25 protein-coding genes are annotated in these 21,723 nt (G+C 55.4%); 24 read left to right on the forward strand and 1 reads right to left on the reverse strand.

The window, feature by feature from the left end:
• Positions 1–13: 13 nt before the first annotated feature.
• The 14 genes from NFU03_RS02465 (at position 14) to mtnN (ending at position 14,236) form a co-directional block, all read left to right on the forward strand.
• Positions 14–1,171 carry a cysteine desulfurase family protein gene (locus tag NFU03_RS02465; protein ID WP_251635820.1) on the forward strand — a complete coding sequence of 386 codons (1,158 nt, stop codon included), beginning with the start codon at positions 14–16 and terminating at the stop codon, positions 1,169–1,171.
• A 16-nt stretch (positions 1,172–1,187) separates the two neighbouring features.
• Complete coding sequence (gene mnmA, locus NFU03_RS02470; protein WP_251635821.1) at positions 1,188–2,309, forward strand: tRNA 2-thiouridine(34) synthase MnmA; 1,122 nt, start codon at positions 1,188–1,190, stop codon at positions 2,307–2,309.
• 13 nt (positions 2,310–2,322) lie between these two features.
• Positions 2,323–3,000 (forward strand): tetratricopeptide repeat protein, encoded by a 678-nt coding sequence (locus NFU03_RS02475; RefSeq protein WP_251635822.1) that lies wholly within the window; start codon positions 2,323–2,325, stop codon positions 2,998–3,000.
• A gap of 8 nt (positions 3,001–3,008) precedes the next feature.
• Positions 3,009–5,522 (forward strand): SF1B family DNA helicase RecD2, encoded by a 2,514-nt coding sequence (recD2, locus tag NFU03_RS02480; RefSeq protein ID WP_398289607.1) that lies wholly within the window; start codon positions 3,009–3,011, stop codon positions 5,520–5,522.
• Positions 5,523–5,841: 319 nt separating this feature from the next.
• A complete protein-coding gene (alaS, locus tag NFU03_RS02485; RefSeq protein WP_251635824.1) occupies positions 5,842–8,472 on the forward strand; it encodes an alanine--tRNA ligase in 2,631 nt (876 codons plus the stop codon).
• An 80-nt stretch (positions 8,473–8,552) separates the two neighbouring features.
• The gene (locus tag NFU03_RS02490) at positions 8,553–8,825 is read left to right on the forward strand and encodes an IreB family regulatory phosphoprotein (protein WP_251635827.1); all 273 of its coding nucleotides are present in this window, start codon (positions 8,553–8,555) and stop codon (positions 8,823–8,825) included.
• Positions 8,822–9,238 carry a Holliday junction resolvase RuvX gene (ruvX, locus tag NFU03_RS02495; RefSeq protein WP_251635829.1) on the forward strand — a complete coding sequence of 139 codons (417 nt, stop codon included), beginning with the start codon at positions 8,822–8,824 and terminating at the stop codon, positions 9,236–9,238. Before NFU03_RS02490 ends, ruvX begins: the two co-directional genes overlap by 4 nt.
• Positions 9,239–9,251: 13 nt before the next feature.
• Positions 9,252–9,551 carry a DUF1292 domain-containing protein gene (locus NFU03_RS02500; protein WP_251635831.1) on the forward strand — a complete coding sequence of 100 codons (300 nt, stop codon included), beginning with the start codon at positions 9,252–9,254 and terminating at the stop codon, positions 9,549–9,551.
• Between the two features lie 107 nt (positions 9,552–9,658).
• On the forward strand, positions 9,659–10,783 hold the full coding sequence (gene mltG / locus NFU03_RS02505; protein WP_251635833.1) for an endolytic transglycosylase MltG: 1,125 nt from the start codon (positions 9,659–9,661) through the stop codon (positions 10,781–10,783).
• Positions 10,784–10,807: 24 nt separating this feature from the next.
• The gene (locus tag NFU03_RS02510; protein ID WP_251635835.1) at positions 10,808–11,443 is read left to right on the forward strand and encodes an O-methyltransferase; all 636 of its coding nucleotides are present in this window, start codon (positions 10,808–10,810) and stop codon (positions 11,441–11,443) included.
• A gap of 38 nt (positions 11,444–11,481) precedes the next feature.
• On the forward strand, positions 11,482–12,120 hold the full coding sequence (gene udk / locus NFU03_RS02515) for a uridine kinase (protein WP_251635837.1): 639 nt from the start codon (positions 11,482–11,484) through the stop codon (positions 12,118–12,120).
• 101 nt (positions 12,121–12,221) lie between these two features.
• Positions 12,222–12,695 carry a transcription elongation factor GreA gene (gene greA / locus NFU03_RS02520; protein ID WP_251635839.1) on the forward strand — a complete coding sequence of 158 codons (474 nt, stop codon included), beginning with the start codon at positions 12,222–12,224 and terminating at the stop codon, positions 12,693–12,695.
• Positions 12,696–12,798: 103 nt separating this feature from the next.
• The gene (locus NFU03_RS02525) at positions 12,799–13,515 is read left to right on the forward strand and encodes a YrrS family protein (protein ID WP_251635841.1); all 717 of its coding nucleotides are present in this window, start codon (positions 12,799–12,801) and stop codon (positions 13,513–13,515) included.
• 25 nt (positions 13,516–13,540) lie between these two features.
• Entirely contained in the window at positions 13,541–14,236 is a 696-nt protein-coding gene (gene mtnN / locus NFU03_RS02530) for a 5'-methylthioadenosine/S-adenosylhomocysteine nucleosidase (protein ID WP_251635843.1), read from the forward strand.
• A 210-nt stretch (positions 14,237–14,446) separates the two neighbouring features.
• Here the strand turns inward: mtnN and sigK are convergent, their stop codons facing one another.
• Positions 14,447–15,151 (reverse strand): RNA polymerase sporulation sigma factor SigK, encoded by a 705-nt coding sequence (gene sigK, locus NFU03_RS02535; protein ID WP_251635845.1) that lies wholly within the window; start codon positions 15,149–15,151, stop codon positions 14,447–14,449.
• Between the two features lie 179 nt (positions 15,152–15,330).
• On the opposite strand from sigK, the gene NFU03_RS02540 reads away from it, so the two are divergent.
• The 10 genes from NFU03_RS02540 to NFU03_RS02585 all read left to right on the forward strand — a co-directional run bounded on the left by NFU03_RS02540 (position 15,331) and on the right by NFU03_RS02585 (position 21,640).
• Positions 15,331–15,846 (forward strand): YqeG family HAD IIIA-type phosphatase, encoded by a 516-nt coding sequence (locus NFU03_RS02540; protein ID WP_251635848.1) that lies wholly within the window; start codon positions 15,331–15,333, stop codon positions 15,844–15,846.
• Positions 15,843–16,946 (forward strand): ribosome biogenesis GTPase YqeH, encoded by a 1,104-nt coding sequence (gene yqeH / locus NFU03_RS02545; RefSeq protein ID WP_398289708.1) that lies wholly within the window; start codon positions 15,843–15,845, stop codon positions 16,944–16,946. The genes NFU03_RS02540 and yqeH overlap by 4 nt, the downstream gene beginning before the upstream one ends.
• A gap of 16 nt (positions 16,947–16,962) precedes the next feature.
• Positions 16,963–17,805, forward strand: coding sequence for a shikimate dehydrogenase (gene aroE, locus NFU03_RS02550; RefSeq protein ID WP_251635852.1), 843 nt, complete (start codon positions 16,963–16,965; stop codon positions 17,803–17,805).
• Positions 17,792–18,082: a ribosome assembly RNA-binding protein YhbY gene (gene yhbY, locus NFU03_RS02555; RefSeq protein ID WP_251635854.1), complete on the forward strand. Its 291-nt coding sequence runs from the start codon at positions 17,792–17,794 to the stop codon at positions 18,080–18,082. The genes aroE and yhbY overlap by 14 nt, the downstream gene beginning before the upstream one ends.
• Positions 18,083–18,093: 11 nt before the next feature.
• A complete protein-coding gene (locus tag NFU03_RS02560) occupies positions 18,094–18,663 on the forward strand; it encodes a nicotinate-nucleotide adenylyltransferase (protein ID WP_251635855.1) in 570 nt (189 codons plus the stop codon).
• Complete coding sequence (gene yqeK / locus NFU03_RS02565; protein ID WP_251635857.1) at positions 18,653–19,207, forward strand: bis(5'-nucleosyl)-tetraphosphatase (symmetrical) YqeK; 555 nt, start codon at positions 18,653–18,655, stop codon at positions 19,205–19,207. The genes NFU03_RS02560 and yqeK overlap by 11 nt, the downstream gene beginning before the upstream one ends.
• Positions 19,208–19,222: 15 nt before the next feature.
• A complete protein-coding gene (gene rsfS / locus NFU03_RS02570; RefSeq protein WP_251635859.1) occupies positions 19,223–19,573 on the forward strand; it encodes a ribosome silencing factor in 351 nt (116 codons plus the stop codon).
• Positions 19,570–20,304, forward strand: coding sequence for a class I SAM-dependent DNA methyltransferase (locus NFU03_RS02575; RefSeq protein WP_251635861.1), 735 nt, complete (start codon positions 19,570–19,572; stop codon positions 20,302–20,304). Before rsfS ends, NFU03_RS02575 begins: the two co-directional genes overlap by 4 nt.
• 62 nt (positions 20,305–20,366) lie before the next feature.
• On the forward strand, positions 20,367–21,038 hold the full coding sequence (locus NFU03_RS02580; RefSeq protein ID WP_251635863.1) for a helix-hairpin-helix domain-containing protein: 672 nt from the start codon (positions 20,367–20,369) through the stop codon (positions 21,036–21,038).
• A 38-nt stretch (positions 21,039–21,076) separates the two neighbouring features.
• The gene (locus NFU03_RS02585; protein WP_251635865.1) at positions 21,077–21,640 is read left to right on the forward strand and encodes a ComE operon protein 2; all 564 of its coding nucleotides are present in this window, start codon (positions 21,077–21,079) and stop codon (positions 21,638–21,640) included.
• Positions 21,641–21,723 lie beyond the last annotated feature (83 nt).

Raw genomic sequence — 21,723 nt, forward strand, 5'->3', positions numbered from 1 at the left:
GGAGCCGACAACTATGAAAACATCTATTTACTTGGATCACGCAGCGACCTCGCCGATCCGGCCGGAAGCTGCTGCTGCCTATATGGAAGCGATGCAGGCGGTGCCCGGGAATCCGTCAAGTGTCCATCAGCACGGCAGGGAAGCACGGAAGCGTGTGGATGATGCCCGGCGCATCTTGGCTGGGACGATCCATGCCGACCCGGCTGAAATCATCTTCACGTCAGGCGGCACCGAGGCGGACAACTTCGCCATCATCGGCACTGTCGGAAGCCGCACGCATCTGGGCCGGCATATCATCACGACGGCGATCGAGCACCATGCCGTCCTCACGGCATGCGCGGCATTGGAGCGCGAAGGATTCGAAGTGACGTATGTGCAGCCTGATGAAAGCGGCAGGATCACCGCCGCGCAAGTAGCCGGCGCACTGCGTGACGATACGATCCTCGTGTCGGTCATGTTCGGCAATAACGAAGTCGGGACCGTCCAGCCGATCGGGGAAATCGGCAGCCTGCTGAAGGAGCACCAGGCGCTGTTCCATACGGATGCCGTGCAGGCCTATGGTATGATCCCGCTCGATGTCCGCGAATTGGACGTCGACCTGCTGTCGGTCTCGTCCCACAAAGTGAACGGGCCGAAAGGTGTCGGCTTCCTGTATGAGAAGAAAGGGATCGACCTGCAGCCGCTGCTGACGGGAGGATCCCAGGAGCGCAAACGGCGGGCGGGCACGGAAAACGTCCCGGCGATCATCGCGTTCGCGGAAGCCGCCCGTCTCGCTGCGGAGGAAAGGCTCGAGAAGACTGTCCGCTATGCAGAGTTCGAAGCGGCCATGACAGATATTTTCCGTTCGGAAGGGATCGCTTTTGAGCCGACTGTCGGTGAAGGCATTCCGAAACTTGCGCAGATCTGCAATTTCCACTTTCCCGGCACCGATATCGAATCGCTGCTCGTCAACCTTGACATGAACGGAGTCTCGGTATCGAGCGGGTCGGCCTGTACGGCTGGTTCCCTCGATCCGTCCCATGTGCTGGTCGCGATGTTCGGCGAAGGATCGCCGCGGCTGCGCAGTTCAGTGCGTTTCAGTTTCGGATACGGCACGACAGAAGAAGACATCAGGGAAGCGGCATTGCGGACGGCGGACATTGTAAAACGAGCCATCACTACAAACCATTAAAGGAATGAACGGACCTATGAGAACAGACAAAGCGATAAAAGATACACGTGTCGTCGTCGGAATGTCGGGCGGCGTCGACTCTTCGGTTGCCGCATACATGCTGAAACAGCAGGGCTACGAAGTGATCGGCATCTTCATGAAAAACTGGGATGACACCGACGAATTCGGCGTGTGCACAGCGACAGAGGACTACGAAGACGTCATCAGCGTATGCAACCAGATCGGTATTCCCTATTATGCGGTCAATTTCGAGCAGCAGTACTGGGACAAGGTGTTCACCTACTTCCTGGACGAGTACAAAGCGGGCCGGACACCGAATCCCGATGTCATGTGCAACAAGGAGATCAAATTCAAGGCCTTCCTGTCGCATGCAATGAGTCTCGGAGCCGATTTCCTCGCAACCGGCCACTATGCACGGATCGCTGAGACGGAAGACGGAGTCGCCATGCTGCGCGGTGTCGATGACAACAAGGACCAGACCTATTTCCTCAACCAGCTCACCCAGGAACAGCTGGCGAAAGTCATGTTCCCGATCGGTGAACTCGAAAAGAGCCGGGTCCGTGAAATCGCAGAAGAAGCCGGCCTTGCCACCGCGAAGAAAAAGGACTCGACCGGCATCTGCTTCATCGGCGAACGGAACTTCAAGGAGTTTCTCGGCAACTACCTGCCTGCACAGCCGGGCGATATGAAGACGATGGACGGGGAGAAAAAAGGCCGTCACGACGGGCTGATGTATTATACGATCGGTCAGCGTCACGGCCTCGGGATCGGCGGTTCGGGTGAGCCCTGGTTCGTGATCGGCAAAGACTTGAAGACGAACACACTGCTCGTCGGCCAGGGTTTCCACCATGATGCGCTCTATTCGGACAGTCTCACCGCCGAACAGATCAGCTTCACCGGAGCCGAGCCGCTGCCGGCCGAATTCCGCTGCACTGCGAAGTTCAGATACCGGCAGGCGGATACAGGCGTCACCGTGAAAATGACCGGTGTCAGGAGCGCCGAAGTCACCTTCGACTCTCCGGTACGTGCAATCACACCAGGACAGGCCGTCGTTTTCTACGATGGGGATATCTGCCTTGGCGGAGGGACGATCGACACCGTCATCAAGAACGGCATAACACTCGATTACGTCGGATAAGGGGGAATTGACTGTGGGGCATAACGAAGAAGCCATCCAGGCGCTTGAAGCAGGAAACTTTGAAAAAGCAGTCGCGAAATTCATCAGGGCGGCAGAAGAAGCCCCTGATGATCCGGTCGGCTACGTGAATGTCGGCAACGTATTCGCTTCCATCGGCGACACCGAAAAAGCGGAACCGTTCTTCCAGAAGGCGCTCGTCCTCGATCCCCACATGGGAACGGCTTTCTACGGGCTGGCGAACTTGTATTTTAATCAGGAACGCTATGACGAGGCGGCAACTTTATATGAGAAATCAATCCAGGCAGGCGTGAATGAAGCCGACGCCTACTATATGCTCGGCAAAAGTCTCGAACGGTCGGACAAAGGGAAACTCGGGCTGCCTTACATGCAGCGCGCAATGGAGCTGGCACCCGATGATCTGGAGATCCGTCTGTCGTACGGCATCCTGCTCGCGAACGAAGGGGTCTATGATCTGGCGGAAGCCGAGTTCAAGACCATCCTCCAGGCAGATGAAACCAATGCGGACGCCCACTTCAACCTCGGCTTCCTCTATGCCGTATCGACGGAAGACAGGGAATCCGCGCTGTATCACCTGAAGGAGGCATTCACGATCGATCCCGATCAGGTGCAGGCGAGATACATCTATGACATGATCCAGATGGGAGCAGAAAACAGCCAAGACGGTGAATGAGGTGACAGATGATGGAACAAGCCGGAGCACCGGGACAAGAGGAGCCGTTTCTGATCGGCAGGGCAGTCGTGACGATCTTCCATAACCCGGACAGTCTATTCACGATTGCCAAATTGAAAGTGAAGAAGACGAACTGCCCGTTCGAAGGCAGAGAGATTGTCGTCAAAGGAAGCTTCCCGAGGCTGTCCGAAGAAGAGGACTACCGGTTCACGGGCAGGCTGATCACCCACCCGACGTACGGGCAGCAGTTTGACGTCAAGACGTTTCAGAAGGAACTGCCGGGTACCGAGACGGGGCTCATCCATTATTTGTCGGGGGATCTGTTTCCCGGGATCGGCAGGAAAACGGCGGAAACGATCATCCAGCACCTCGGCCAGGAGGCGATCCGCAAAATCCTGGAAAACGAAGAAGTGCTCGATGAAGTCCCGAGGCTGACTGCCGAAAAGAAAACCACGCTCGTGACAGTGCTGCGCGAAAACCTCGGGCTCGAGCGGACGATCGTCCGGCTGAACGAATGGGGATTCGGCCCGCAGATCGCCATGCGCATCTACCAGACATACCGCGAAGATACGATCGAGCTGCTGACGGAGAATCCGTATAGGCTCATCGAGGACGTGGAAGGTGTCGGATTCCAGCGCGCCGACGAACTCGGCCGCCAGCTCGGCATAACCGGCACACATCCGTCCCGGATCCAGGCAGCCATCCTCCATACGATGAACACCGCGACGCTTTCCTCTGGGCATGTCTACTTGGACGCAGCGCAGGTGCTGCCGGAAGTGAAGCGGCTCCTAGAGACGAGCCAGCCGGCGGAGATCCCGTACAAACTGATTTCCGAATCGGTCGTCATGCTCGTCGAGGAAAGCCGGCTCAGCGCCGAACAGCGCCGCCTGTACCTTCCGTCGCTCTATTTTTCGGAGCTCGGCATCGCATCCAAGATGGAACGCATCATGGATCAGGAACGGAGCGGCGCGTTCCCTTCGTCTGAAATACGGAAAGCGATCGGAGAAACGGAAGAACGTCTCGAAGTCAGCTATGCCGAGACGCAGGTGGCAGCGATCGAACAAGCACTCAATTCGCCTGCGATGATCCTCACAGGTGGGCCAGGAACCGGTAAGACGACGGTCGTCCGGGGGCTTGTCGAAGTGTATGCGGAACTGCATGGACTGTCACTCGATCCGAAAGAGTATGCGAAAAAGGAAGAACCGTTCCCGATCGTCCTGGCGGCTCCGACGGGACGTGCGGCGAAGCGTCTCTCCGAGTCGACCGGGCTGCCTGCGATGACGATCCACCGGCTGCTCGGATTCACCGGGCAGGAAAAGGAAGAGGAGACCGAACGGGAGATCCAGGCAGGACTCGTCATCATCGACGAAGCGTCCATGCTGGACACGTGGCTCGCCCATCAGCTGCTGAAAGCGGTCGATGACAGTGCTCAAGTGCTGTTCGTCGGTGACCAGGACCAACTGCCTTCCGTCGGGCCGGGCCAAGTACTGCGGGACTTCCTCGAGTCCGGTGTTGTCCCTGTCGTCGAACTGACGGAGATCTACCGGCAGAGTGCAGGTTCAACAATCATTGAACTTGCACATGCCATCAAACGGTCCGAGGCGCTCGGCAGCCTGACTGAGAAAACCGGCGACCGGTCATTCATCAGGACGGATGCAGAGCAGGTGACGGCGGTCGTCAGCCAGATCGTCAGCAATGCGATCGCAAAAGGCCAGTCGATCAAGGACATCCAAGTGCTTGCGCCGATGTACAAGGGGCCGGCAGGGATTGATGCGCTCAACCAGGTCATCCAGGAAATGGTGAATCCTCCTGCTGCCGGCCGGAAGGAAGTCACGTTCGGCGAAGTCGTCTACCGGATCGGCGACCGGGTGCTGCAGCTCGTGAACCAGCCGGAAAGCAACGTCTTCAACGGCGATATGGGGGAAGTCATCGCGATCCTGAAAGCGAAAGAGACGATCGAAAAGAAGGATCTCATGGTCGTCTCGTTCGACGGGATCGAAGTGACGTACGAACGGCCTGACCTGAACCAGCTGACACTTGCTTATTGCTGTTCGATCCATAAATCGCAGGGCAGCGAATTCCCGACAGTCATCATGCCGATCGTCCGCAGCCACCGGAAAATGCTGCGGCGCAACTTGCTGTATACCGGCATCACGCGTGCGAAGAACTTCCTGATCCTCTGTGGAAGCCCGGCAGAATTCCAGGACGGTATCAACCGGCTGGATGAGCGCGACCGCCAGACGACACTGAAGGAGCGGCTGCGCGGGGAGTCTCCCGCATCGCCAGCCGAAACGGGAGAGAGGGAAAAGGCGGCGGAAAGACCGGCAGAAGCGGTTGCTCCAGCTGCGCAATCTGCGGCATCGCAACCTTCAGCAGTCCCCGAGGTCCCTTCAGCAGAAGGGGAGCGGGATACAGAGGAGCCGGTGCCCGAAGAACTGACAACAGCGACGATCCTGCTCGTCGATCCGCTGATCGGCATGGAGGATGTAAGTCCGTATGACTTCCTGGAGACGGCCGATTGACAACGTGCCCCGTCTTCCTTATAATGCAGAGTAGATTGGCATACACAATTCGACGATGGAGAAAGTAGACGGTGCACCGCATGACCAGAAAGGCATCCCAAGGCTGGAAGGATGCTCATGCCGCACAAGTTGAAAGCTGCTCCGGAGTGCAGGTGAAACCCTGCCGTCTGCTGCGTTAAAGCAACTCAAGATGCCGTCAGCAAGACCGACGGCAATGAGGGTGGTACCGTGAACTCAGCTTCGCCCCTTTTCCAGGGGCGGAGTTTTTTGTTTTGGCGCCGCAATCCCCATCTGTCCATTCATACGAGGAGGAATTGAATTGAAGTCACTAACCGCATCCGAAATACGCAAACTGTTCCTGGATTACTTTACGTCGAAAGGCCACGGAGTCGAGCCGTCCGCACCGCTCGTCCCGATCGATGACGCCTCCCTGTTATGGATCAACAGCGGTGTCGCCACACTGAAAAAATATTTTGACGGCCGTGTCGTGCCGACCAATCCGCGAATCGTCAACGCCCAGAAATCGATCCGTACGAATGATATCGAAAACGTTGGGAAAACCGCACGGCACCATACGTTCTTTGAAATGCTCGGCAACTTCTCGATTGGTGATTACTTCAAAAAAGAAGCGATTTTGTATGCTTGGGAGTTCCTGACGCACCCTGACTGGATCGGCTTCGACGGCGACCTGCTCTCCGTGACGATCCATCCGGAAGACGAGGAAGCGTATTTGATCTGGAAAGACGAAGTCGGGATTCCTGAAGATCGGATCATCCGTCTGGAAGGCAACTTCTGGGATATCGGGGAAGGACCGAGCGGCCCGAACTCCGAAATCTTCTACGACCGGGGTCCGTCTTACGGCGACGATTTTACAGACCCGGAGCTGTATCCAGGCGGTGAAAACGAACGTTACCTTGAAATCTGGAACTTAGTGTTCTCGGAATTCAACCATAATCCGGACAACACCTATACCCCGCTGCCGAAGAAGAACATCGATACGGGTATGGGTCTCGAACGGATGGCGTCCGTTATCCAAGGAGTGCCGACCAACTTCGACACGGACCTGTTCCTGCCGATCATCCGGGCAGTGGAAGAAGTATCCGGTGAAACGTACGGCGAAAACGCTGAAAAGGATACAGCCTTCAAAGTGATCGCCGACCATATCCGGACTGTTGCGTTCGCGATCGGTGACGGGGCGCTGCCTTCGAACGAAGGACGCGGCTATGTGCTGCGCCGCCTGCTGCGCCGCGCGGTCCGCTTCGCGAAACAGCTCGGCATCAACCGTCCCTTCATGTATGACCTCGTGCCTGTCGTCGCGGACAAGATGGCTGATTTCTATCCGCAGGTGAAAGAGAAACAGGCATTCATCATGAAGGTCGTCAAAAATGAGGAAGACCGGTTCCACGAGACGCTGAACGAAGGGCTGCACCTGCTGACGGGCATCCTGGACAAAGCGAAACTCGATGCACAGCCGGTCGTCTCGGGTGCTGATGCGTTCCGTCTGTACGATACGTACGGGTTCCCGTTCGAACTGACCGAGGAATTCGCAGAGGAAGCAGGAGTCGCGGTCGATGAAAAAGGGTTCCGCGAAGAAATGGAAGCACAGCGGAACCGTGCACGGAGCGCGCGTCAGGACGTCGACTCGATGCACGTCCAGTCGGGTGTTCTCGGGGAACTCCACGAACCGAGTGAATTCATCGGCTATGATCAGCTGGAAAGCGAGTCGAAGATCACCGTCCTGCTGAAAGGCGGCCAACTGGCTGACCGGGCATCCGAAGGGGAAGAGATCCAGTTCCTCCTCGACCGGACACCGTTCTATGCGGAAAGCGGCGGACAGATCGCTGACAGAGGGACGGTCGCGAACGACTCGTTCACAGCAGACGTGACATCCGTGAAAAAGGCGCCGAACGGTCAGCACCTGCATACGGCGGTCATCCGTTCCGGCGAGGTGTCGCCGATGACATTCGTCCGTGCGCAAGTGAACCGTGCGGATCGTGCACTGACAGTCAAAAACCACACGGCGACCCACCTGCTTCACCGCGCCCTGAAAATCGTCCTCGGCGAACATGTCAACCAGGCGGGGTCATACGTCGGTCCGGACCGCCTGCGCTTCGACTTCTCCCATTTCGGGCAAGTGACGAAAGAGGAGCTTGAGCAGATCGAACAGCTCGTCAACGAAAAGATCTGGGAGGACATCCCGGTGACGATCGAGCAGAAAGGGATCGAAGAAGCGAAGGACATGGGAGCAATGGCGCTGTTCGGAGAAAAATACGGAGACGTCGTCCGCGTCGTATCCGTCGGGGACTATTCGCTTGAATTGTGCGGCGGCTGTCACGTCCATGCGAGCGGTGATATCGGCATCTTCAAGATCGAGTCCGAGGGCGGCATCGGAGCGGGCACACGCCGTATCGAAGCGGTCACTGCGAAGCAGGCATACCGTTCGTTCAAGGAAGAGGAAGCTGTCCTCACCGAAGCGGCTTCCGTGCTGAAGACAAAGCCGAAAGAAGTGGCGGCGAAAGCGGAATCTCTGCTGGCGGATCACAAGGAGCTGCAGCGGGAGAATGATTCCCTGACAGCGAAACTCGGCAACAGCCAGCTGACGGACGTCCTGACAGCTGCAAAGCAGGTCGACGACATGACGGTGATCGCCGCACGTGTCGACGCGAAAGACAACAATGCACTGCGTCAGATGATCGACGAACTGAAACAGAAAGTCGAAAAAGGGGTAATCGTCCTCGGATCTGCAGCCGACGGGAAAGTCATGCTCGCCGCCGGAGTGACCGAAGACCTGAAAGGCAGGCAGCATGCGGGCAAGATCGTCAGCTATGCCGCATCACTCTGCGGCGGAAAAGGGGGCGGCCGGCCGGATATGGCGATGGCCGGAGCAAAAGACGCCTCAAAACTTGATGAAGCGCTGCTTTCCGTGTATGATTATGTCAAATCTGTTTAACTGAATTCAGCCGCCGGGTAGAGGGATGAAAACCAGTGTCCGGCCGGCTGGTCGGATGAATTGAAAGCGGGGTGTCGATTGTGAGTTCATATGACAAAACGATGAAGTTCAATTTTCCTGAAGAATCGATGGAGCAGGAAGTAAAACAGGTTATGCTCCATGTTTATGAATCACTGGAGGAAAAAGGATACAATCCCATTAATCAGCTTGTCGGCTACTTGCTGTCAGGCGATCCTGCTTATATTCCGCGTCATGAGGATGCACGAAACATGATCCGCAAATTGGAACGGGACGAAATACTGGAGGAATTGGTCAAGTTCTACATCCGTGAAAACGGAGGCAGCCAGAAGTGAGGACGATGGGGCTGGATGTAGGCTCCAAAACAGTCGGCGTCGCGGTGAGTGATGCCCTTGGCTGGACAGCGCAAGGAATCGAAACGATCAAGATCGATGAGAGTGCCGGGAACTTCGGCATGAAACGCATGAAAGAACTTGTGAAAGAGCATAATGTCAGTTCCTTCGTCGTCGGCTACCCGAAAAACATGGACAATTCCACAGGACCAAGGGCGGAAGCATCCGAGCGGTATGCCGAAATGCTGAAAGCGAAATTCGGCCTGCCAGCTGTTCTTTGGGACGAGCGCCTGACGACAATGGCAGCCGAACGGACGCTCATCGAAGCGGACGTAAGCCGCAAGAAACGCAAGACCGTCATCGATAAGATGGCCGCAGTCATGATCCTCCAAGGATTTCTTGACTCCAAAAACTAGATGAGGTGATCATATGGAACACGGAATGGAAACAATGACAATCGTCGATGAAAACGGCACCGAGCACGTATGCGAGGTTATTTTCACATTTGAATCGGAAGACTACGGCAAATCGTACGTCCTCTATCACGTCCTCGGCGACGAGCCGAAAGACGATGACGAAGAGATTGAGATCTTCGCGTCGAGCTTCGTACCATCGGAAGACGGCGAAGACGGCGACCTGATGCCTGTCGAATCCGACGAAGAGTGGGAAATGATCGAAGAAGTATTCGGTACATTCCTGGACGAGCAGGAAGAAGAAGAAGAAGAGTAAGCCATACGCGCACGGACGGAACGGTGCACACCGTTCCGTTTTTTTCTTTGCTGGCAAGTTGCTGCTTTGACATGCATGTGATCCAACGAGAAAGAGGTGACACCCGGATGGCGAAGGGGTCGAAAAAGGAAATTATGTTCGAACGGATGCAGGAGCAGAAGAAGGAAGTGCGGGTTGTCCGTAAAATTGTGTTCTGGATTGCATTGGCGCTGCTGGTCATCGTCGCAATCACCGGTTTTTTCGGCTACCGATACATAACAGGCGCCCTGCAGCCGATGGAGGAAGGGACGGAGAAGACAGTGAAGGTGGACATCCCGATCGGTTCAGGCCTTGACACCATCTCCCAGATCCTCGCAGAAAAGAAACTCGTCAAAAACGCAAAGATCTTCAAATACTATGCGAAAGTCAACAACGAAGCCGATTTCCAGGCCGGGACGTATGAACTCTCGCCGGCTATGACGCCGAACGAACTGCTGAAAAGCCTGAAAACCGGAAAAGTGTACAGAACCCCTGTCTTCACGATGACCATTCCTGAAGGACTGACCGTCGACCAGATCGCGGAACGGGTTGCCTCGAAAACGGCGATCACAAAAGAGGAGTTCATGGCCTATATCGATGCCGATACAACAATCGAGAATCTGCAGGCTGCCTATCCTGAAATCATTACCGACGAAGTGAAGAACAAAGAGATCCGCCACCCGCTGGAAGGCTATCTGTTCCCGGCGACATACCCGTTCTATGAAGAGAAGCCGACTGTCCAGACAATTGTCGAAACGATGCTGGAGGGCACGCAGGCGAATGTGACCCCGTATCTCGACACGCTTGCCGAAAAGAAGAAATCGGTCCATTGGCTGCTGACATTCGCATCCCTCCTGGAACGTGAAGCGACTGCCCAGGCGGACCGCCAGACCATCGCGAGCGTCTTCTACAATCGGCTGGCAGAGGATATGCCGCTTCAGACAGATCCGACCGTCCTGTACTCGCTCGGCGAGCATAAGGACAAGGTGACACATAAGGACCTGGAAGTGAAAAACGCCTATAATACGTACCAGAACAAAGGACTGCCGCCCGGCCCGATCGCAGCTCCCGGCGCGGAATCGATCGAAGCGGTCATCGACCCTTCCAATACCGGCTATTTCTACTTCCTGGCTGATAAAACAGGGAAGAACCACTTCGCCAAAACGTATGACGAGCACTTGAAGCTGAAGGCGCAGTATATCGACGGCAAGTAATCCTGCACGAATGGAGTCAACAGCATGACAACCTACGAAAGTTACCGAAAGAAGTTCGAAGGGGAGACGGATCCGCTGCTCGAGGAAATGGAAGCATATGCCGAGGAAAACCGGGTGCCGATCATGGACCGGAGCGGGCTGGACACATTCATCGGCCTGCTGACGATCCAGCAGCCGGCCCGGCTGCTGGAGATCGGCAGCGCCATCGGCTACTCTGCGATCCGCCTCGCTCAAGGGTTCCAGGACCTTCACGTGTCGACGATCGAGCGGGATGACGAACGGCATGCAAAAGCGGAGGAGTACATCGGAAAGGCGCATCTCGGGGAACGCATCACCTTATTCCATGACGATGCGCTGCTCTTCGATACCCGTGAGCTTCCGTTCCCTCATTATGATGCGCTCTTCATCGATGCGGCTAAAGGGCAGTACAAACGCTTTTTTGAAAAATACGAACCGTGCGTACCGAGCGGGGGCATCATCTATTGCGACAACATGTTCATGCATGGGCTTGCATTCCTCGAAGACGGGGATATCCCGAAACGGAGCCGTACGATGATCCGCAACCTGAAGAGTTTCACTGAATGGATCATGGCGCATCCCGGATTCCGGACGTCATTGCTTCCGGTCGGTGATGGTATTTTAATCGCCCGGAAATACTAAGCGTGCCGAACGGGCCGGCAGAGGAGGAAATTGGATAGATGGGAACGCAGAAACCGCTTGTCATCGGGATTGCAGGAGGCTCAGGTTCAGGGAAAACGAGTGTCACTAAAAAGATCCATCACGTTTTCAAGGAGCATTCTGTTGTCGTGATCGAACAGGATTTTTACTACAAGGACCAGTCACATTTGAAATTCGAGGAACGGCTTGCGACGAATTACGACCATCCGCTCGCATTCGACACGGATCTGCTGATCGAAGACATCGAAAAGCTGCTCATCCGGCAGGCGATCGAAAAACCCGTCTACGATTATGCGCTCCATACCCGATCGTCGGAAACCATTCCGATCGATCCGAAAGACGTCATCATCCTGGAAGGCATCCTGATCCTCGAAGACCAGCGTCTCCGGAATCTCATGGACATCAAGCTGTTCGTCGATACCGATGCGGATCTGCGGATCATCCGGAGGATCCTTCGGGACATTAACGAACGCGGACGGACGATCGAATCGGTGATCGACCAGTACATGAGCGTCGTCCGGCCGATGCACAACCAATTCATCGAGCCGACGAAGCGGTATGCCGATATAATCATCCCGGAAGGCGGGCATAACGAAGTGGCCATAGACCTGATGGTAACGAAAATAAAAACAATTCTTGATTCTGGTAATGAATTGTAATATGATATTGTCAGATATTCATATAACAATCGCTATGTCGCATACCCTATCCTAGGTGCGACATATTATTTTGATGATTTTGCATAATGAGGAGTGAGGAAATGGTTTCTGAAAAAAAATATCCGATGACACTTGCGGGAAAACAGAAATTAGAAGAAGAGCTTGATATGCTGAAGACGGTGAAGCGTAAAGAAGTGGTCGAGCGCATCAAGATTGCACGCAGCTACGGTGACTTGTCCGAGAACTCGGAGTACGATTCCGCGAAAGAGGACCAGGCGTTCATCGAAGGGAAGATCTCCAGCCTGGAATCGATGATCCGCAATTCGGTGATCATCTCGGAGGCTACGGTGTCGGATGATGCGCAGCTCGGCAGCACGGTGACGTTTAAGGAGATCCCGGACGGGGAAGCAGAGACGTATACGATTGTCGGCTCTGCGGAAGCGGATCCGCTGGAAGGTCTGATCTCCAATGATTCCCCGATTGCGAAAGGGATCCTCGGCCACAAAAAAGGCGACAAGGTAAAGATCATCACACCGGGCGGCGAAATGCAGGTCGAGATTACAGAAGTGAAGTGACATAGAGATGCCGCCTTCTAAAGAGGGGCGGCTTTTTTCGTGAAACATCATCCGCATCCAGACGTCCAATCGATAGATGCATTGAGGAATGGAGATGAAAGAAATGAGCGGACAAAAACCGGAATTCTCAAGAGTGCGTCGGAAACGTCAAAACAGTAAAGCGAATAAGATGCTGAATTGGATGATTGCAATCGTCGTCCTGCTGATCATCCTGGTCGGCGTGAAGATCATCGGCGGCGGCAGCAGTCCGGACAAGGAAAAGGCGGCAGTGACGGATCCGAAAGCAGAAGAAAATACGCTGCTCGATGATTCGGCGGACGACAAAGACAAAGCGGAAGCTGATACGGAGCAGGACGGAAAAGACGGAGCAGACGATAAAGGCGAATCCGGCAAGGAAACATCCGAAGGTACAGTGAAGGACGAAACGGAAGATGAGCAGCAGGACGCAGGTGAAGATACCAAGCAGGAAGGCACCGTTACATACAGCGCCAGTGAAGATGCAGTGGTCGACGAAACGATGACGAATTCGTCCTGGAAACCGATCGGCACCGAACAGTCCGGCAGCCATGTGTCCCTCTATGACGGTACATCGAAAGACTGGCAGGAAAAGCAGCAGGCCCTTGCCTACGCGACAGGCCTGCCTGAGAACGACCTGATCTTCTGGAAGATCAAAAATGGAGGAAGCCCTCAAAAATCGATCGGCATCGTGTCGACGAAAGACAAATCGAAGAAATACCGGGTGTATCTGGAATGGGTGGATGGCGAAGGATGGAAACCTGTGCAGATGGATGTACTGAACACGCTCGATTTCAACTACTAAACAAGACGGATGAGGGGATAGGATCATGACAATTGGAATCATCGGTGCGATGGAAGAGGAAGTCGCGATACTGAAGGAAATGATGGAAGGGCCGAAAGAGACCGTGATTGCCGGCTGCCGGTTCTACGAAGGCAGGATCGCAGGCTGTGACGCGGTTCTCGTCCAGAGCGGCATCGGGAAAGTGAATGCGGCTATCGCCGCGACGCTCCTGCTTCAGCTGTTTTCACCTGAAGCGGTGCTGAACACCGGTTCCGCAGGCGGGATCGGCGACGGCCTGGAAGTGGGCACGGTAGTGCTTTCGACGGACGTCACCCACCACGACGCGGACGTCACGGCGTTCGGATACGCGCTCGGTCAGCTGCCGGGCGGCCCGGTCACATACCGGTCCGATGAGCGGCTGCTGGCGCTCGCTGCTGAAGCGGTGGAGTCTGTCGGCAGGCATGCTTCCGCTGCGGGCCTGATCGCGTCCGGGGACGTGTTCATGAGCGATCCGGCAAGGGTGTTCACCGTGAAGGGGCAGTTCCCTGAACTCATCGCCGCTGAAATGGAAGCGGCAGCCGTCGGACAGGTCTGTCACGCGTTCGGCGTGCCGTTTGTCGTCATCCGTGCTCTCTCGGACATCGCAGGGAAAGAGTCCTCGGTGTCATTCGACGAATTCCTGCCGGCTGCTGCACAGCATTCTTCGGAAGTTGTTGCACAAGTCCTCTCGAAACTTTCGTGACTTCGTGGTAGACTGATGATAGGATGAAACTAATTATTCGTTAGAGCGAGGAGGCAAATCGTATGCTGTTCCTGATGTTAGGTGTTTTTGTTATCATGTCCGCTCTTGCCGGCGTGATCATGTGGGAAGTTAGAGCGAACTGAGTGAATCAGGAAGACGTCTCCAGCGAGCGTACGAATGCTGGGGACGTCTTTTTATCCGTGAAGGCCGTCAGTCTGCCGGCTGCTCGCGTTTGAACAGCTGATAGAGCTTGACGATCGCCCGTTTCTCGATCCGGGAGACATAGCTTCTTGAAATATTCAGCTGCTCCGCAATCTCTTTCTGGGTCATCGGCGTATCGTCGTGCAGACCGAACCGCTTTACGATGATCTCCAGTTCCCGTTCATCCAATTTGTCCAGGTGCCGGTAGAGCCGCTCTTTCTGCTCGTTGAATTCGGCATGCTCGAACGGGGATTCGTCGTCCGTCTGCAGCAGGTCGCCGATCTCGAGCGACTGCCCTTCACTGTCCGTGCCGATCGGCTCGTGCAGGGAGATGTCTTTCTGTGTTTTCTTCTGGGTCCGCAAGAACATGAGGATCTCATTTTCGATACAGCGTGCAGCATAGGTCGCGAGTTTCGTCTTCCGGTCAGGTGTGTAGCTGGCGATGGCTTTCATGAGACCGATGGTGCCGATCGAAATGTAGTCATCGAGCTGTTCGTGCTTCGGATGGAACTTCTTGACGATATGGGCAACGAGCCGCATGTTATGCTCGATTAGCTCATCACGGGCGTCTTCATCCCCCTCTGCCAGCCGCCTCAGGCACTCCGCCTCTTCTTCTTTCGAAAGGGGGCGTTTGAATGCCTGACCGCGGATGTATCCGAGCATAGCGGGGATTTCCAGCCAGAATTGGACGATTGCCAGTACCAGGCCGCTCAATGGGTCCACCTCCTGTGTCGTTGTCTGACATCCTATGCGGGCAGAAGTTGGCGTATCACAGTGGAATTTGGCGGACGGGCTGTCCTCTTCGGACAAGGAGACTGCAGCCCCGGCTTAGAAGGTTCTCTTACGGTTATGATATAATGAGTGCGAAACCGCACAGTAACGGAGTGGATATGATGTACAAGAATTTCCTGCCAGACGAGTATGTAAAGGATGTCTACCAGCTTTCAGCGGAGGCGCTCCTTGCAAAAGGTGTGAAAGGCATCATCACGGATCTGGACAATACGCTCGTTGCCTGGGACCGGCCGGATGCGACGCCTGAAATTGCCTCCTGGATAAAAGAGATGCAAGATGCAGGCCTGAAAGTGACGATCCTGTCCAACAACAACGAACTGCGTGTCAAGTCGTTCTGCGATCCGATCGGCATGCCCTTCATCTTCGCTGCGAGGAAGCCGCTGAAGAAATCATTCAAGCTGGCCCTCACCCAGATGAATCTGAAAAAAGATGAAGTGGTCATGATCGGCGACCAGGTGATGACAGATGTGCTCGGCGGCAACCGCTTTGGTCTCCATACTATCCTCGTTGTCCCTGTGGCGAAATCGGATGGCAAAATGACGAAGATCAATCGGATGATCGAACGGAGAATCATGAAGAAGTTCAAACAAAAAGGACTGATTTCTTGGGAGGAATAGATTTGGAACTAACTTGTATCGGCTGCGGCATCACCATCCAGACGGATCAGCCGGGGAAAGAGGGCTATGCACCGCCTGCATCCCTGGAGAAAGAGGAAGTCATCTGCCAGCGGTGTTTCCGGCTGCGGAATTATAACGAACTGCAGCCTGTCTCCTTATCGGGCGATGATTTCCTTGCGATATTGAACGGGATCGGCGACCGCAGCGGCCTTGTCGTCCTCGTCGTCGACATCTTCGACTTCAACGGCAGCTGGATCCATGGGCTGCAGCGCTTTGTCGGGAAGAAGGATATTCTGCTGATCGGCAACAAAGCAGATGTCCTGCCGAAATCTGTGAAACGGTCAAAATTGATCAATTGGATGAGGGAAGCCGCATCCAAGCTCGGATTGAAGCCGGCTGACGTTTTGCTTGTGTCGGCTGCGAAAGGTCAGGGCGTGCCGGAAGCGCTGGAACGGATCGAGGAACTGCGCAAAGGACAGGATGTCTACGTCGTCGGCTGTACAAATGTCGGCAAATCGACATTCATCAACCGGATCATTAAAAATGCAACCGGCACGGGAGAAGTGATCACCACTTCCCATTTCCCGGGTACTACGCTCGATTTGGTGGAAATCCCTCTTGATGACGGAAGAGCAATCTACGACACTCCGGGCATCATCAACAATCACCAGATGGCGCATTATCTCGATCCGAGTGAATTGAAAGCGATCACCCCGAAAAAAGAGCTGAAACCGAAAATATTCCAGCTGAACGCAGAGCAGACACTGTATATCGGCGGGCTTGCCCGTTTCGACTTCCTGCAGGGCGAACGCTCCTCGTTCACTGTCTATACGTCAAATGAGCTCAACATCCACCGCACGAAACTGGAGAACGCGGACATGCTCTATGAAACCCATAGAGGCGGCATGCTCGCTCCGCCGAGTGAACAGTCACTCGACAAGTTCCCGGACTTGGTCCGTCATGAGTTTTCGGTCAAGAAGCCGAAGACCGATATCGTCATCTCGGGACTCGGCTGGATTACGGTGCAGCATGCGAATGTCGTGGTCGCTGTCCACGCACCGCGCGGGGTCGATGTAATGCTGCGCACGTCATTAATCTGAAGTAAGGGGGATTCCGATGAAACAATGGTTCGCTGTCATAGGGGATCCGATCGCCCAGTCGCTGTCTCCCTGCATGCATGATGAATGGCTGAAGGAAAACGGACTGGATGCGTCCTACGTGCCGATCCGTGTCCCGCGCGGTACGGCGGCAGATGGCATCAGCAGTCTGCGGCTGCTCGGCTGCAGCGGCTGGAATGTGACCGTTCCCCATAAGAGTGACGTCATGCCGCATCTCGACCGGATCGATGGGCAGGCAGCCAGGATGGGAGCCGTCAATACAGTGATCCGGGAAGCGGATGGGACGCTGACCGGCGCCAACACGGACGGCAGCGGGTTCGTCCGGGCATTGGAGGAAGTCTACGGGCCCAATCGTAAAAACGATGAAATCCTCCTGATCGGAGCGGGCGGAGCAGCGAAAGGGATCGCATTCGCGCTTGAGGAAAACGGATACGGACATATGACGGTCACGAACCGGACGAGAGAGCGGGCAGAACTGCTGAGCAGCAGACTGGACCGTTCCGCTGTTCTGACCATCGAGGAAGCGGAAGAGCAGCTCGGCCGGTTCGGCATCGTCATCCAGACGACGACGGTCGGCATGAGCTACTCGGAAGCGGGCGTCCCCCTGTGCCTCGATTCACTTGAACCAGGCACCGCGGTGATCGACATCATCTACAATCCCCTGGAGACCGAATTCCTGAAACGAGCCCGCGCACGGGGGGCGGAGACGACGAACGGCGTCGGCATGTTCGTCCATCAGGGAGCTCTCGCATTCGAGCGGTGGACAGGTATCAGACCGGATACCGCCGGCATGATCCGGCGATTAACACAACAATTGGAGGAAGACCATGTTAACGAGTAAACAAAAAAGTTACCTCAGAAGTGAAGCGCATCACCTGCAGCCGATTTTCCAGATCGGCAAGAGCGGCTTGACACAGCCGATCGTCAAACAGATCGAAGAGGCCCTCGAAGCACGGGAGCTCATCAAAGTCTCTGTCCTGCAGAATTGCGAGCAGGACAAAGAGGAGATTGCACAACTGCTCGGTGAGGAAAATGGAATTGAAGTTGTCCAGGTGATCGGAAAAACGATCGTCCTCTACAAGGAATCATCGGAGAAGAAAAAGATCGAATTGCCATAAGGAGTGTCATCATGCGGAAAATCGGTATACTCGGCGGCACATTCAACCCGCCGCACATCGGTCACCTGATCATGGCGGACGAAGTATGTGATGCACTAGGACTCGATGAGGTGCGGCTCATGCCGACCGCCATCCCTCCCCATAAGCTGCTGGCGGATACGGCCAGCCCCCGGCAGCGGCTTGAGATGACGGCACTTGCCGTGCAGGGGAACAGCCGGCTTACGGTGTGTGATGAGGAAGTGGCGTCAGGCGGCGTATCCTATACGGTGATCACGATGGGTCGGCTGATGGAAAAGGAACCGGATGCCGAGTTCCATTTCATCATAGGCGGCGATATGATCGATTCGCTTCATACGTGGCGCGGCATAGACCGGCTGCTGACGATGGTGCGGTTTGTCGGTGTCCGCCGACCAGGCACCGCCGGGCATACCGAACTGCCGATCAATTATGTCGAAGTCCCGCTGATCGATGTCTCCTCGACGATGCTACGGAACAGATACCGCTCGCAAAGGACGACCGGCTATCTGATCCCGCCATCCGTCGACCGCTACATTCGGAAGGAGCGATTATATGGATCTTGACAACCTGATCAGTGATCTGCAGCAGCGGCTGCCGCTGCGGCGCTTCGAACACGTTTTACGGGTCACGGAAACAGCGAGGGCGCTCGCGGCCATGCATGGCGTGCCTGCAGACAAGGCGGAGACGGCGGCCCTGTTCCACGATATCGCGAAAAGCATGAGTGCCGACGGGCTGCAGCGGCTGCTGACAGACCGCGGGACCGGACCGGAGCTTTTCAAATTCAACAAAGAGCTTTGGCATGCACCGGCCGGGGCGTTGATCGCTGAAGAGGAATACGGAATCACGGACAGGGACATCCTGAATGCCATCCGTTTCCACACGACCGGAAGAGCCGCGATGTCCGACCTGGAAATGGTCGTCTATGTAGCGGACATGATCGAACCCGGTCGGGAGTTTCCGGGGGTGGAGGAACTGCGCCGCCATGCGGAAGGCCCGTTGTCCGGGGTGATGGAAGCCTGTATCGTCCACTCGGTTCAGCATTTGGTCAGCAAGCGGGTGCCCGTGCATCCGGATTCCATAGAATGCTATAATTATTTTGTACAGTGAAAGGAAAGTGAACCAATGCCAACATTATTAGAAGTGACATTCAAAGCAGCAGACGATAAACGCGCGGAAGACATTGTCGTGCTGAATATGGAAGGGGTCTCCCTCGTGGCGGATTTCTTCGTCATCTGCCATGCCAATTCAGAGCGTCAAGTCCAGGCGATTGCACGTGAAATCGCGGACAAGGCTGCAGAAGAACAGTACGACGTGAAACGGATCGAAGGGATGGACGCCGGACGGTGGGTGCTCGTCGACCTCGGTGACGTCATCGCGCATGTCTTCCACAAGGATGAGCGGAGCTTCTACAACCTCGAGAGACTTTGGGGAGACGCACCTGAAATCGAAGTGGCGGATGATACTGTCCAATGATGTACTCGAAATTTGCAGCTGTCTATGACGAACTGATGGCGGATATTCCCTACGGTGACTATGTACAGCTCATTGAAACTGCACTCGGAACAGCTGCAGACAAAAAGATCCTGGATGTCGCTTGCGGCACCGGGATCCTTTCTGTTTTGCTGGCAGGGCAGGGAGCACATGTCACGGGGATCGACTTGTCCGATGAGATGCTGACAGTAGCACGCAAACGGGCGGCTGGACAGGGCCTCTCCATCGATTTCCATCATCAGGCGATGCAGAAGCTTGACGTATCCGGTCAGTTCGATGCCGCAGTCATCCCGATCGACTCACTGAACTACCTGGAGAGCGAACAGGATGTCCTCGATACGTTCACCGGCATCCTGCATCTACTGCGCCCGGGCGGCCTGCTCCTGTTCGATGTCCACTCAACATTCAAGACGGATGTCATCTTCCAGGAAGGACCGTTCACATACGACAGCCGGAGCATCTCGTACATATGGGAGACAGCGCCGGGTGACGAACCGCATGCCGTCCGCTCGGAACTTGCTTTCTTCGTCCGCGGATCGGATGGACGGTACGACCGCTTCGACGAAGTGCACGAACAGCGGACTTTCCCGATCATGACATACGTCCGGCTGCTGGAGCAGTCCGGATTCACGATTGAACGGATCTTCGCGGACTGGGAGGACGAAGCGCCTGAGGACGAGAGCGAGCGGATCTTTTTCCAAGCGAGGAAGTAACAGTTCCGATTATTCGGCAAATGCGCTATAGTGAAGGGGACTCGTCGACACGAGCATCATAATTGAAAGGGCTGACGCTTCTGTTTTCTGAATTGGTATTTGGAAAATGGCGGAAAGTCACCACTCCTCTCGCGATAGCAGCTGTTATCTCGGCAATCCTGTTCTTCCCCCGGGGACAGGCGGATACCGGGCTGGTCCCTCAAGAAAACGTATACCATGCAGCACAGGCAGAAGACGATGATGATCTGCAGCTCGAAGAAGAACCTGAATCACCCGCGCAGCCGGTCCCGGTGCTGCTGATGGTGGATGTCAAAGGCGCGGTGAAATTTCCGAATGTCTATACATTCGAAGAAGGGCAGCGTGTCATCGATGCCATCACTGCGGCAGGAGGCTACACGGCAGATGCCGACAGCCGCATGCTCAACCATGCCCAGCTGCTGGCTGACCAGACTGTCATCTATGTCCCGGAAGAAGGGGAAGAACCCCCTGTGTACGAAACACCCGGACTGCCCGAAGGAAATCCAGCAGATGGGACCGCTGCAGCAGTGAACCTGAATACAGCCGACTCTGCACAGCTCATGACACTGAGCGGGATCGGCCCTGCAAAAGCCGCCGCGATCATCGCGTACCGGGATGAATTCGGCGCCTTCCAGGCGGTGGAGGACCTTATGAAAGTGTCGGGTATCGGACAGAAGACGTTCGAGACGCTTGCGGACTCCATCACGGTCGACTAATACGGACCTGGCTGCATAACCAGGCAGGAGGCGAAACAATGGAACGACTATCATGGGAACAGTTTTTCATGGCGCAGTGCAATCTGCTGGCCGTCAGGAGCACGTGTACACGGCTCGCGGTCGGTGCGGTGATCGTGCGTGACAACCGGATCATCGCAGGAGGCTACAATGGCTCCGTATCGGGCGGCGATCATTGTATCGACAAAGGGTGCTATGTAGTGGACAACCACTGCATCCGGACGATCCACGCGGAGATGAACGCCCTCCTGCAATGCGGGAAATACGGCATTCCTGCAGCCGGCTCCACCTTGTACGTCACGCACTTCCCGTGCCTGCAATGCTCCAAAGCGATCATTCAGGCAGGCATCTCGAATGTCTATTACGGAACGGATTACCGCAACAGCGAATATGCGACGGAGCTGTTCGCCCACGCCGGCATCGAAGTCCGCCAGATCCCGTTCGATCCGCGGATCCTCGATTTCGAGCAGGCACCGAAGGCTGAATTCGTAAGTGAACTGCTGCAGACGATTGAACAAGCCGGTATTCCGGAAGACGACCTGAGACGTCTTTCCGATAAAGCCGAATCGCTATTTGGCAACTAGTCCGTCCTTCCCGTTACATCTACTATACTTTCTCTGCAGCTGCAGCAGCAGCGGCCGTCTCCACAGGCCGGCCGGAACTGCTC

Origin of the sequence: Sporosarcina sp. NCCP-2716, assembly GCF_023707985.1 — a bacterium.
Classification (GTDB): Bacteria; Bacillota; Bacilli; order Bacillales_A; family Planococcaceae; genus Sporosarcina.